The 13214-nt window shown below is 30.9% G+C and carries 13 protein-coding genes; all 13 read right to left on the reverse strand.

Annotated features, from left to right (window positions below):
- From HMPREF0673_RS13325 to glf, 13 genes are read right to left on the reverse strand one after another with little or no spacing between them, the layout of a single operon-like run.
- Positions 1-1050, reverse strand: coding sequence for an acyltransferase family protein (locus tag HMPREF0673_RS13325; RefSeq protein WP_007898982.1), 1050 nt, complete (start codon positions 1048-1050; stop codon positions 1-3).
- Positions 1051-1094: 44 nt separating this feature from the next.
- Positions 1095-2057, reverse strand: coding sequence for an acyltransferase family protein (locus HMPREF0673_RS05155; RefSeq protein ID WP_007898984.1), 963 nt, complete (start codon positions 2055-2057; stop codon positions 1095-1097).
- Entirely contained in the window at positions 2044-2619 is a 576-nt protein-coding gene (locus HMPREF0673_RS05160) for an acyltransferase (RefSeq protein WP_007898986.1), read from the reverse strand. The genes HMPREF0673_RS05155 and HMPREF0673_RS05160 overlap by 14 nt, the downstream gene beginning before the upstream one ends.
- A complete protein-coding gene (locus HMPREF0673_RS05165; RefSeq protein ID WP_040596457.1) occupies positions 2619-3644 on the reverse strand; it encodes a glycosyltransferase in 1026 nt (341 codons plus the stop codon). The genes HMPREF0673_RS05160 and HMPREF0673_RS05165 overlap by 1 nt, the downstream gene beginning before the upstream one ends.
- The gene (locus HMPREF0673_RS05170) at positions 3610-4893 is read right to left on the reverse strand and encodes a hypothetical protein (protein WP_007898990.1); all 1284 of its coding nucleotides are present in this window, start codon (positions 4891-4893) and stop codon (positions 3610-3612) included. Before HMPREF0673_RS05170 ends, HMPREF0673_RS05165 begins: the two co-directional genes overlap by 35 nt.
- 1 nt (position 4894) lies before the next feature.
- Entirely contained in the window at positions 4895-5872 is a 978-nt protein-coding gene (locus HMPREF0673_RS05175) for a DUF6625 family protein (RefSeq protein ID WP_007898992.1), read from the reverse strand.
- Positions 5869-6636: a glycosyltransferase family 32 protein gene (locus HMPREF0673_RS05180; protein WP_007898994.1), complete on the reverse strand. Its 768-nt coding sequence runs from the start codon at positions 6634-6636 to the stop codon at positions 5869-5871. Before HMPREF0673_RS05180 ends, HMPREF0673_RS05175 begins: the two co-directional genes overlap by 4 nt.
- Entirely contained in the window at positions 6626-7651 is a 1026-nt protein-coding gene (locus HMPREF0673_RS05185; RefSeq protein WP_007898996.1) for a hypothetical protein, read from the reverse strand. Before HMPREF0673_RS05185 ends, HMPREF0673_RS05180 begins: the two co-directional genes overlap by 11 nt.
- Positions 7651-8676, reverse strand: coding sequence for a glycosyltransferase family 2 protein (locus HMPREF0673_RS05190; RefSeq protein WP_007898997.1), 1026 nt, complete (start codon positions 8674-8676; stop codon positions 7651-7653). Before HMPREF0673_RS05190 ends, HMPREF0673_RS05185 begins: the two co-directional genes overlap by 1 nt.
- Positions 8677-8679: 3 nt before the next feature.
- Positions 8680-9645: a glycosyltransferase family 2 protein gene (locus HMPREF0673_RS05195; protein ID WP_007898999.1), complete on the reverse strand. Its 966-nt coding sequence runs from the start codon at positions 9643-9645 to the stop codon at positions 8680-8682.
- A complete protein-coding gene (locus HMPREF0673_RS05200) occupies positions 9635-10456 on the reverse strand; it encodes a glycosyltransferase family 2 protein (RefSeq protein ID WP_007899001.1) in 822 nt (273 codons plus the stop codon). Before HMPREF0673_RS05200 ends, HMPREF0673_RS05195 begins: the two co-directional genes overlap by 11 nt.
- A 4-nt stretch (positions 10457-10460) precedes the next feature.
- Positions 10461-11999, reverse strand: a complete 1539-nt coding sequence (locus tag HMPREF0673_RS05205) for a lipopolysaccharide biosynthesis protein (RefSeq protein ID WP_007899002.1) — start codon at positions 11997-11999, stop codon at positions 10461-10463.
- A gap of 26 nt (positions 12000-12025) precedes the next feature.
- Entirely contained in the window at positions 12026-13150 is a 1125-nt protein-coding gene (gene glf, locus HMPREF0673_RS05210) for a UDP-galactopyranose mutase (RefSeq protein WP_007899003.1), read from the reverse strand.
- Between the last annotated feature and the right edge of the window lie 64 nt (positions 13151-13214).

Consider the following 13214-nt stretch of genomic DNA (forward strand, 5'->3'; position numbering starts at 1 on the left):
TTATTTGCTATTACAATATTTCAAAACAGCCTGTTTTATACTTAAATATACAAAAGGCAAAACCAAACCAGACAGAGTATATGGAATGAACCAATAATTGTTGTTGATGCCATCTAATAATGTGAGATTAGACAAAGTGTTAGGGTTTCCAATGCCAAAAGAAACCATCATTTTACTCAACAAGTGGAATCCTGTAAAATGGAAAATCAAGATATAGAGACTGTTTCGTCCCATCCATGCCAAGAAACGGTAACAATTCTGTGCCTTCTGTTGGCAAAATAAAACAATTCTCCGAATAAAGACAGCACCTGCCAAAGTCAATATTGGAAATGCGCCCAATGGACCTATTTCATCAGAAACAAGCTCAATTCTCACATAAAAGGCAGCAAACACGAGTAATAAAAATGAAGTTCCGACACACCATTTATTCTGTGCAAGTTGACTGTTCTTCAGTTCATACCCCAAGAAGATGGCAATAACAATCCCCATATCCCTATTCATCGAATAGAACAGATGAATATCTTTTTCACAGTAGAACCAACCTATGAGATATGTTGCCACCACCACAGTCCATTGCAGCCACTTTTTAGGAATCAAGCACACAATATAGGTAATGACAAGTCCTTTGAACAGGCTTTGCATGAACCATAGAGGTACCAGCAGGTTCTCAACATCCTTGAATAAAGCAGTCATCAACAGTTTCTTTAGCGTATAGGTCATGCTATACTCATCTTGGTACCAACCGAGAGAGTAAAAGACATTATGCAACAGCACGAATATCCCCCCCCACTTCACAAACGGCCAATATAACCCTGTGAGCTTTTTCTTGAGGTATGGCAAGAATCCTGCTATGCCTTTAACCTTAAAAAAATGACCACTGGCATAATAGAACAAACCCATATGGAACAGATATATAAAATTTCTCAGATAGCTGGGACATCCACTATGTCCGACCACCATCAACATGATTGCAATACCCTTGATCGCATCCCAAGTCAAGTCACGTTGAATAATATTTTTAGATGTGTTTTTGTCTTTATTCTTTGTCATACTAGTAATGTTTCTATTCTATCTACATGATTTATTCAACATGCTCAATACAACATAAATACTTTCTTCCACTCATAATCACCATCCTTAAAAGTCTGTGAAAACCAGCGACCCATGCATCTCAGAAGGTATGCAACAATTAAAATGATTACAAATACAATGAAAATATTTAATGGGAAAAATCTATTAAATCTGTCAGTAAACAAAACACCCTGTACAAGGTAAACCTCAAAACATAAGCCAGAAATAGTTTTCATTATAGCCCCCACTATACGAGAATCATATAAGCTCTTCAATGCATTCGACTTACATACCTTATAAAAATAGTAAGTTGTTCCCAATAGAGGAAGTAATGAAACTACTTGTAGATTATGAAGCATTTCACTTTTTCTACCAACAATCAATATACAATAGAAAAGAATAATACAACCTATCAATTTAAATATATCAATTTTCAAATCAATCTTTCTTTGAGTAGGATGGCTGCCCAAGATAGCCCCTAACAGCATAAACAAGAAGTAATGACACCACTTAAAATAAGTAGCCCCATACATATTATAGCCTATTGGTTTATCTATCAACCAATACCAAACTAATGTCAATAGAGCAAAGAAATAGAATACATCTTTTAGATGATTAAATGCGAACTTTCTAATGAAATGTAAAATAACATAGTATATCATTATACAACTGACAAACCAACCACCTCCATACAATACAATATAAGCCATATTATATTGCTGTCGGAAAAAGACAGAAGCCATCAAGGCCCACATCAGTACCGTGGGATAAATTCTATTGATTCTTCGTTTATAATAATTGTCAAATCTTCGTTCCTGACCTAAAAATAAGGTAAAGCCAGAACAAAAAAAGAACAAAACATCACCAATGGCACCACCTGTAGCCAACTGACTATATTCTCCATATAAAGGCTCCATATGTGAATTCGTAATGAGCAAAACTGCAAAAAATTTTAAAGCATCTATACTTATCTCACGTTGTTTCATATAATTTCAATAATTTTTCATGTTCTTTAATTTCGTCATCATGAAATCTTTTTTTTATTAATTTTGCAGGAACTCCACCTATAATTGAATAAGGAGGAAAAGACTTCGTTACAACGGCGCCAGCAGCAACTATGCTGCCTTTACCTATCCTAACACCTTTTAATATTGTAACATTCGCTCCACACCAAACATCATCCTCGATTATTACAGGAGAATCATATTTATTAATTCCATCTTCAAATTTATCTTGGTCTTCTATATCCATAATATATTTTCCAATGATATCTGTTCGATGATCCCCAGTAATTATTGTAGGGTGAGGTCCAAAAATTACTTTTTTACCAATCACTATCGGAGCCAACGTACAATAAAAAACACTATTTTTAGGAATTAAAGAATCATCATCAATGGATAAATTCCAAATACCTTTAATGTCAGAAGACATAGGACGAAGATAGACATTTTTACCACAATACTTCATGTTTCTTTTCCAAACATAACTCCATATTTTATCCCAAATGTAATTAAAGGACAAACTTAACTTTAACAAAAATTTCATCATTACTTTATATGCTTATTCATTAGATTTATTAAATGACACAAAAAGACTAATCCTACTTTACATTTATACTTCGTAAGAAAATAAAACATTCGTTGTTTGACAGGAAGATAAGATGGTTTAAAATCGTTATTTACAAGATTCCATATATCATCATTCAATATCTCATCCATTCTTGGCATATTTTTCAGTTTTTCTAACGTTGCAACATGCCTAATACAATAGCGAGTATAACCAATAAAGAATCTATTCACGCGAACCAATGCATCCGGTATTTCTAAAGTCTTTTCTCTTAAAATATTATAAAGGCATTTATACCGTTGAAACATATCCATTTTATATGTAGTTGTCAATGATTTGCCATTATAACAATAGTAATAATAAGGATTTTGAATGTAAGCTATACTGTTTGCATATTTTAAAAAATCTATCTGGAACGGAATGTCCTCAGAACCAACCTCTCGCTCAGACAAAAAACTCAAATTATGTTCAAGTATAATAGAACGTTTATATATAGCATGCCATACAGACATTTGAAACAAGCGCTCAGATTTTATATAAGGTGGCGAAGCTATCATACCAAGCATAAACTGCCTTATCATATCTCCAGTCCATATCGCATTAACTTTTACTTCATTGCTATTATGCCATGATCCGTCAGACTTTTCTGTAAAAAAATTACAAAACACTGCATCTGCATGTTGAATTTTTGCCTCCATATACATATTTTCATACATATTTATTGATACAAAATCATCACTATCTACAAAAGCAATGTACTCGCCTTTTGCTATTTCTAAGCCAGAATTACGAGCCAAACCCAAGCCTTGATTTTTCTTGTGTATAACTCTTACACGTGAATCTATATTTGCATAATCATCACACAACTGAGGACAAATATCTGGCGAACCATCATCTACCAATATAATCTCGATATTCCTTAGAGTCTGATTCAATAAAGAATTCATGCATCTATCTAAAAAAGCTTCAACTTTATAACACGGAACGATTATTGATACATTTATCATGTTTATTCTTGATTTTCAATTCTTCCCTGATTGCAACAATGCAATAGGCAAAAAGATAATAAAATAATACATAAACTAAAATTGGGGTATTATTATACCACATCAAAATAAAGGTCATCAAACTTGCCAATATTCCTATACCTGCCCAATATTTAATTACTTTATTTTTGTTCGTAATATAAAACTTTGTAAATGTTATAAAAAGCAATATATATATACCTATAAATATCCACCATCCAACTTTTCCTACTTCTACCGTCAAATATGAGGGGGTAAATAGAAAGAAGAAAGTATTTCTAAAACCAGTACCTATTGGGGAAAAAAACACTAAAGAGGAAGATGACGCACCTATACCGTATCCAAAAAGACGATGAGAAGAATCTGTTAAGATTAACTGTTCTGTTTTCTTTAAAGATGTACTTCGATTCATTCCATTCTCTTGACCTAGCACAAAAGAGCCTTCTGCAGTATAAGCCTCTGTTTGTTCTACTGTAAAAACTGATTCAACATATTCATCTGAAAAAAAATAAGATAACATATATTTCATCATAGGAACAAATAAAAGAAAAGCAAAAACCAGTGCTAAAATATGGGAAACACTAAATTTTCTATACAAAACATATCCTGCATAACAAAATAGTGGTATAACTATATAAAGCAATTTTATTTCCCCCATAAAAGACATCAACAAGGAAGAAAAGACTATAAAAGCAAATTTCCGTAAAGGTATCAAGCGGGAATAATAATCTGCTATAGCAAGGAATAAAACTGGCATAAGATAAATAACCATCTCCATATTACCACCAGCAAAAATACCGCCCAAAGAATCACCGCCTTGTCCTGTAAAGAAATAATAAAAACAAAACAACAAATTCGGAATATACGCTTGATACATTATCCTTTTATAACGATATAAATCAGAAATGCATGATATGTCCCAAATAATAACAAATAAGAGTATTGCCCGGAGATAAAAACGAATGTTCCATACATATGCGAGAATCCAAAAGCCATTCATCAGCATAGAAAAAGTACCTAAAAGTAAGAACATGCAACATAGTATAGGTATAAATTTATTTAGAACAAAAGTTAATGGCAGTCTTTCCTTATGTTTTCTTCTCTTCATAAATAAAATAAGAAGTATTACGTCAGGAACAATATTCAAAGCCTCTGTCCAATAAACGAAACTATGAAAAACCCCAGAATATAAAGTCCAATATAATAAAAAGACAATTAATTTCTTTTCCATTTCAAACAAAAAAACTTTTTATACGACGAATCAATCTTTGACAGAAGAGTTTCTGAACAAGCCAACTTTTACAAATACATAACCCATCAATATTGTCGTTTGTAATTGTATTTTCTCTACAGGGAATAAACTCATCAGGTATTACTTCAAATCTATCAACATACAATAAAGAAAAATTCATTTTCATTGGACGATTTTGTAAGTGCATATATAAAAAATGCTCTTTCTTCAATTTTCCTTTTTCACTATATATCCGAAATAAGTTTCCTTGATCCCATATATATATAGCTTTCTTCATTTGTTCTATCTCAAAGCCAAAAGGCATTGTAGTGTTATCTTTACCAACATACTTTCCGCGTACAAAATTGTTATAAGAATAAGAAATATTTAATGATAAATCTTCTTTAAATACTTTTTTCCCTGTATCTAAAAATATTCTATTGATATTATAATCATTATTCCACTCTTCATCAAACCACATAATTCTCTCATTTGATAGCACATCTTTATAGGAAAGTTTATCTTTAAGGCGATGCATAAAGACACGATTATTTGCAAATGAATTACGATATATTGTCATATGTCCTAAACAAAACAATTTGTCATATCGTTCAAGAAACTCTTCAGACAACCATTTATCAAGATTTCCCATTATAGTGTCAACATCACAATGCCCCCAAAAGTTAAATTCTTTTAAATACTCTTCAAAAATATAACCATACATGGGCTTCAAATCACAAAGTTTATATGGTTTTTCCAATGCAACATGAAACTCGAACTTTGACTTTACTAAAGTTTGACATTCCTTAAAGGTCATTTTGACTTTTAAGACATTATCAGGATAGTCATAATTTCCATCGTCATCTGTAAAAACAATCCAATTAAACTTTGGATTAGCCTCACAAGATTTCAAAAACAGAGGAAAATAATTAGGCAATTTTCCAAAATATGGTATTACAAAGCAAAGTCTTTTCTTCATCTAAACCTAAATATTAAAGTTATTATTTTGCTTGCCAACCAATATGGCAAAAAACGATTGAGCCTATTTTTCCAATCTCGAGCTTTTAAATCTTTTGCAGAAGCCCAAGAAACGGTAAAATGATGAATGCTATAACTTTTGTCTATCGGATAAAGCATTTTATCAGTCACATTACTTTGCGGGCAGAAATACTCTGGAGAATAAACAATGCATTCGTTCAATCGTTGGGTTTTGTTATTTGGTACAAGTCCATATTGAGATAAAATTAGTGTCTGATAACGAGGGCATGCTATCATATTCAGACTTCCATCTTCATTATAGAAGCGGAGACTTTGATATAAATCCAACATTTTTTTAATGTAAGGATGACCTTTTTCTGCGCCATATCCAAGTCCTAAATTGACTGAATATTCTATAGGTATACCTTTTTTAAAACCTACAGGATCTCTGCTTTCAAAACCACAAAACATCTTTTCTTTCAAGAGTTCATCGAATGGCTTTAACATCTCAACATCGGTATCCATATATATACCACCTTCTTTGTATATAATATCCAACCGAGCATAATCACTAACAAATGCCCATTTTTTTTCCTTATAAGCATCTGCCATATATTGACACCCATTTACATTATAGTTCGTTTCATCCCAACGCTTAATTTCATAATCAGGACAATATCTTTTCCAAGATGAAATGCACCTTTTCACCTCTATGGGCTCTGGATTACCACCAAACCAACAATAATGAATTATTTTAGGAATCATAAGTATTTAATTTTCGAACAACTTTTCTTATTTTCATACCAGTTCTTACCTCTTTAGAAACTTTAGCCACACCTTGTGATATTCTATAAATCTCTACTTTTGATAATTTATCTATTTCGCTTGAAATTTCCTTCAGACTATTAACACAAATGCCTAAATGATATTCGTTAACATATTGTGCCATAGCACTTTTTTTCCATACAATAACAGGAATATTCATTGCTAAATATAGAGACATTTTAAAAGGTGCATTTATACATAGGTATTCTCCATAATTACCAGAACAACTATCTATACTCTGACCATCCCATACTAACCCCCAATTACCTTCTACGTTCTCTATATCATCTGCATCAAACATCCCTTTATAGAAAACATTTTTGGATAAAGGAAGCTTATCGCTTTGTTTACCATAAAGAAAAAACATTGTTTCACAAGAAATATCCTTTAGTTGCATAAGAAAAGTAGACTTCTCTAAATTACCCGCAAAAACAACATTTTTGTCAAGGTATTGTTTGCTTTCTCGATCGACATCAGAAATGTAATCAAAAAATTCCAAGATTTCAATATGTCCTTTAAATCCCATATTCATCAGCGCTTCCTTCATTTGAGGAGTATGCGCTATTATTATATCAGAAGCCAGCAACAAAGTTTCATTTCTCGAATACATCCCAGTACGAAGAGATTCTATATCATGCACCAAAGTACAAATTCGATTTTTATTGAATTTTAAAAATCTTAATATAGGTACAATACATCCTACCAAATAAGGGTACTGTATAATTATTATCTGTTTACGAACAAACAAAAATCGGATAATGACAGCAAACAATATTTGCAAATTTGCAAACAATCGAGAAAGGAGACATATCCCACCTCTATTGTTTAACATTACCAATTTTACATTTTTTTCCATGGATAAAGCTTTGCCAACATCAGTCTTTGGCTTTCCATCAGCATTGACACGACGTCCTTTTATATAAGACTTTTTTCTAAAATCTAAAAAATACACCATCACTTTAATATTTTATGTATAAATAAATCCAAAAACGTAAGTTTATGCTTATAAAAGAACAATTTTATCTTGTTACTCATGCCAGGCATTTGAATATTAGATAGTTTAGAATAAGAAAGCCTCCCTAAACATTTTTGAACAACTGGTGCACTTAATATTTTAGAAAACTCTCTTGCTAAAACCCAAATACTTTTGTTAGGTTGAGTTTTTGCGAAATAACGATGATCTGCATCGGCTATGCCTGTTATGGCACGTGTTGCTAATGCATCCCAATAATCTTCCTCATAAGTATGGTACTTTTCAATGAATTTTTTTTCTTCATCTAAATACAAAGGAATCATCTTTGCATGCTTATAAACATATCTATTGCTTATAGAAGATTCATTATAAGCATAATAATAAATCAAACGATTATCTATTGCTATTTTATTTGCATACTCATATGCATACAAATCAAATATCGCATCTTCGGATTTGCAGATATCTATTTTATATTTCAAATTATTATCATTAATAAGAGATTGCTTAAACAATTTTGCGTAAGGTCCATCAACGTTTACACCTATATCATAATAATCACTGGTTCGAAAAGCAAGAGTTGACAATTTAAGATGCTTTTGCTCTTTTGAATTTAACAACTTACGAATATGTATATCATGAGATCCCTGATCTATGCCAAATATCACAATATCAGCTTTAAAAAATCTGATAGTATCTAAAGCATAATTCAAAGAGTCCTTAGCTAAAGCATCATCCGAATCAACAAACATAATATAATCTCCTTTAGCCATATCAATTCCGACATTTCGTGTATCAGAAACGCCAGAATTTTGTTTTCTGATATAAACGATTCTACTATCAGTTTCGGCTAAATTTTGAAGTCTTTTATCAATCCACTCATCAGTAGAACCATCGTTGATATAAATAAATTCAAAATCTCCACATTGAGATATCAAACTTTTTATATTCTCTTCAAACAAATGGTGTGGTGGATTATAAACTGGTACGACAACAGATATATCCATTTTTTATTTTTTAATTAAATAATACATTCTTAATATTATATTTTTCAAGATAAAAGGTATTTTAATACTAAAAAATATTTTTTCATCTTTATATTTAAGAGGGAATATGGGTATGAAACAATTTTTATTAAAATACCTTTTTTCTTTATATGAATAATTATATTGATACAAAAGTCTAACAATTGTATGAAGTCGATAAAGATACTCTTCTTCTATAGCAACATCAATATCTTTATATTTACCATTATTCAATTTAATTTTTAAGCATCGCCCTTTTTCACTCGCTTTCTTAATCACATAAGGATCTTTAACATCTGAAAGAGAAATTTGTCTTCTAATTTGGTAATGGTAACATGGATAGCTCAATACAGACATCTTTCTACAATAAACGTAGCACTGATATGAAAAAATATGATCTTCACACCAATTAATATCTTCGTCAAATAATACTCCATGAACACATTCTTTTCTTATACACATATTCCATAAGAATCCATAATAACGAGAGCGTTCTAAACATCGATAAAAGTCAGAAACATTATCCATTCTAACATCGCTACCAATTGAAACAGTTTCTGTTTTTTCTCCAACATAATTTTTTATATAGCCAACTTTTATTATATCAGGATTGGTTAAGTGTATTTCATTTATATAGGTTAAAAATGTTGCTGCATCCAAATAATCATCACTATCCGCAAAAGTCAAATAGTCACCACATACATATTTCAAACCCAAATTACGAGCAGAACTTACTCCTCCATTAACCTTTTGGAAACTTTTTATGCGCTTATCATCAGCACTATATTTTTTACATATATCCCATGACCTATCAGTACTGCCATCATCGACTAAGATTAATTCCCAAAAAGGATAAGTTTGCGACAATATACTTTCTATACAATTTTCCAAAAAAAATTCAGCATTATAAACTGGAATTATAATAGATATCAAATAGTTATCATTTACCATATTTTACAAAGATTTTTATAAACTTAATAAATCCATTAAGGATTCTTTTTACAAATCTTATTTCAGCTATTCTATAGAAAAGATATTTTTGATAAGGTATAATACTTTCATATGCATATACCTCTTCCATCATCGTTATAATACCAGGAGGCAATATTTCTTGAAAGACTATATTTCGCTCTTTATTAACATTATCATCATGTCCTGTACTGATTCCATAAGCATCAAACCTACAAATTACATATGGTGTATATACAAACACACGGTTCTGCAATATAAAAATCAACCAAATTTTCCAATCCGAAACAATTTTTAAGTTTATATCATATCCGCCGTTTTCAACTAAAAGCTCTCTCCTAATAAAGGAAGCCTGATGGAAAATGGTATATTCATATATAAAACGAAAATCAATCGTTTTAGGAACAGATTTCAATTCCTCATGATCTTCAAAAATATAGAGAGCATTACCATAAATAACATCAGGAGAATATTTTAAGTTTGCAAAAACTTGAGACAATACTGTTTCTGAATAAAAACTATCACCTGAATTCATAAATATAACATATTCTCCTTTTGCATGAGAAATACCTTTATTCATGGCATCATACACCCCCTTATCTTTTTCACTACACCAAAATGACAGGTGTTCATCCATCTGTTCAATAAACGCTTTACTGCCGTCTGTACTACCTCCATCAATAATTATCCATTCAAAATTTTGATAATCTAAGCGAAGAATACTTTCTGCCGTACTTTGCAAGCCTTTTAAATTGTTATAATTAATCGTTATTATAGAAACTTTCTGATTCATAATACTATTTTTTTATAATTTGCTTAACCATTCTTTTAGAAAATTCTTTTAAGCCTTCTGAAAAGAAATATAAAACACAAAAATAGAATACACTAAAAATAGAAAAGATATATAAACCATAACAAATCAATTGCCCCCATCCATCACTGGGAGTCATTGGACGATATTTATCTGCGATGCAAATAATACCAAGGCTTATCAAAAGACATAAATAATATTTTAGTGTATGTTTCCAAAACTCACAGTACTTTTCATGAAACCCATCAGAAAACAAATAATATGGTTTCCAAAGAATTACAAAAAAAAACAAACTTACAATTTTTCCCAATAAAATACCAGCTATGCCAATCTGAGAGGCTACAATTATAGTAACCAACAAATTTGTTCCTCCTTCTGCCCAAGCAGACCAAACATCAGCATATTGACCATATGCATGATTAAAAGCATCAACAGCAGTTCTCGACATTAAAATAAAAGCATTTAAACAAATTAAAAAAGTTACAAATGGAGACAATAAATATTCACTACCTAACCAAACTACGATAAAAGGAGGTATCATAAAATACAAGCAAACAGAAATTATACCTGCAAACAAATATCTCATAGACATCAACTCCCAAAATACACTTTTTATTTTCTCTTTATCACCTTCTGCAACCAAATTTCCCACACCTGCTTCTGCACTATTCATCACAACACTAAACAAAGATGTTACTCGTGAAATAAGCATAGAATAATTTCCATAATAGGCAACATATTTTAAAGAAACAAATGCAAATATAAGAATTTGATCACTTTGTCCTAATAAGAAATCTTTTAGTTTATGTATAAATATCTGACGTGTACTGGTTAGAATTGAAGGATATTCTTTATATAACACCTTTCCACGAGAAGGTATCACTTTCAGCCATGGATACGTTTTATCTATTTTATAATTTAAAATTAAACATGCTACTATTGCAAAAAGAAACTCGATAATAGCCCATATATAATAGTTTAAAAAATAATAACAGCAAAACATTTGAACCAATGTCTTTATAACCATACCTGTTTGCAAATACACAGATACAACATACTGTTTTTGATCGGCACTTAATAATATTTGCCGGTAATTTATGAAATAATATATAAGCGAGGAACCTAAGAAGCTAAAAAAAACAAAATAAATTAAAGGCAAATGAATGTCTGTATTATTAAATATAATGGGGAAAAACAAACTTATAATTAGTCCAACAGCTAAAATAAAAAATCCGACAATTCGATACAGCCAACCAAACAAAGATATTTTATCATTAAGTTCATTATAATTAGACTCTCTAATTGGTTTGTAAAGATGGAAACTTACAGATGCCCCAATTCCTAATTCTGCCAAACTTAACATTCCTAAAATATTCTGCAAAGTACCAGAAAGGCCTATAAATTCAGCGCCTAAAGTTTCTAAAAATATTTTTCTGGAAAAAAATGCAATAATTATATTTACAAAATAAAACAGAAAATTAATTTTTGCATTTAATAATCCTTTTTTTACTCTCGATTCATTCATACCTATTATATATATTTAATATCTTATTAAATTGACATACCCAATACGATTTCTATAATAGGAGCCATATCATAATATTTATACGTAGCCAATCTTCCACCAAATATCACATCTTCTTCTTTTTCAGCCATTATCCGATATTGCTCAGCCAATCTATTATTACGCTCGTCATTTACAGGATAATATGGTTCCTTGCCATTTTTATATTCTTCTGAATATTCTTCGGATATAACAGTTTTAGGACACATCTCGATTTCTTGTCCAAACATCTCAAAATGTTTATGTTCAATAACACGAGTATAAGGTACATCGTGACTTGTATAATTAACAACAGCATTACCCTGGTAATTTGTAGTGTTTTCTACACGTGTTTTGAAACTCACTGTACGCCAATCAAGTTTACCATACATAAAGTTGAAATATTCATCAATAGGACCTGTGTAAACAAGTTTGTCTGCATATTTTCTCCAGTCTCTGAATTCTGAATTAAAGAAGTTTGTATCTATCATACATTCTACTTCTTTCAATAAGCCATCAATAAGCTTATTATATCCTCCAATAGGTATACCTTGATACTTGTCGTTAAAGTAATTATTATCAAATACAAGACGAACGGGGAGTCGCTTGATAATAAACGCAGGAAGAGCAGTACATTCACGTCCCCATTGTTTCTCCGTATATTCCTTGATAAGTTTATTAAATATGTCTTTACCGACAAGACACAGAGCCTGTTCCTCCAAGTTTAGAGGTTCACGTCCATTTAGAATAGCTACAGCCTCTGCCTTCTGCTCATCAATTTTAATCTGTGCTTCTTCTGGAGTAGTTACACCCCACATTTGATAAAACGTATTCATATTAAAAGGCAAGTTGAATAACTTTCCTTTATAATTAGCAACAGGACAATTGGTATATCGGTTGAATTCAACTATTGTATTTACAAAGTCCCATACCTTTTTATTAGAAGTATGAAAAATGTGTGCTCCATATTTATGGACATTAATTCCTTCTATTTTTTCACAATAAAGATTCCCGCCAAGATGTGGACGTTTATCTATCACTAAACATTTCTTCCCAGCCAGATTTGCTCTATAAGCAAAAGTTGACCCAAACAAACCAGAGCCAACAATTAAATAATTATATTTTTTATCCATTATAAAATCAATATTAAGAAAATTATATTTATATACCCGTTGGCGGAATTAATTTAGCGCATAC

Source organism: Leyella stercorea DSM 18206 (assembly GCF_000235885.1).
Taxonomy (GTDB): domain Bacteria; phylum Bacteroidota; class Bacteroidia; order Bacteroidales; family Bacteroidaceae; genus Prevotella; species Prevotella stercorea.

Bases quoted from the DNA above. Each gene is read 5' to 3' on its own strand.
- HMPREF0673_RS13325 (WP_007898982.1), bottom strand. From the start codon at position 1,050: ATGACAAAGAATAAAGACAAAAACACATCTAAAAATATTATTCAACGT.
- HMPREF0673_RS05155 (WP_007898984.1), bottom strand. From the start codon at position 2,057: ATGAAACAACGTGAGATAAGTATAGATGCTTTAAAATTTTTTGCAGTT.
- HMPREF0673_RS05160 (WP_007898986.1), bottom strand. From the start codon at position 2,619: ATGATGAAATTTTTGTTAAAGTTAAGTTTGTCCTTTAATTACATTTGG.
- HMPREF0673_RS05165 (WP_040596457.1), bottom strand. From the start codon at position 3,644: ATGATAAATGTATCAATAATCGTTCCGTGTTATAAAGTTGAAGCTTTT.
- HMPREF0673_RS05170 (WP_007898990.1), bottom strand. From the start codon at position 4,893: ATGGAAAAGAAATTAATTGTCTTTTTATTATATTGGACTTTATATTCT.
- HMPREF0673_RS05175 (WP_007898992.1), bottom strand. From the start codon at position 5,872: ATGAAGAAAAGACTTTGCTTTGTAATACCATATTTTGGAAAATTGCCT.
- HMPREF0673_RS05180 (WP_007898994.1), bottom strand. From the start codon at position 6,636: ATGATTCCTAAAATAATTCATTATTGTTGGTTTGGTGGTAATCCAGAG.
- HMPREF0673_RS05185 (WP_007898996.1), bottom strand. From the start codon at position 7,651: ATGGTGTATTTTTTAGATTTTAGAAAAAAGTCTTATATAAAAGGACGT.
- HMPREF0673_RS05190 (WP_007898997.1), bottom strand. From the start codon at position 8,676: ATGGATATATCTGTTGTCGTACCAGTTTATAATCCACCACACCATTTG.
- HMPREF0673_RS05195 (WP_007898999.1), bottom strand. From the start codon at position 9,645: ATGGTAAATGATAACTATTTGATATCTATTATAATTCCAGTTTATAAT.
- HMPREF0673_RS05200 (WP_007899001.1), bottom strand. From the start codon at position 10,456: ATGAATCAGAAAGTTTCTATAATAACGATTAATTATAACAATTTAAAA.
- HMPREF0673_RS05205 (WP_007899002.1), bottom strand. From the start codon at position 11,999: ATGAATGAATCGAGAGTAAAAAAAGGATTATTAAATGCAAAAATTAAT.
- glf (WP_007899003.1), bottom strand. From the start codon at position 13,150: ATGGATAAAAAATATAATTATTTAATTGTTGGCTCTGGTTTGTTTGGG.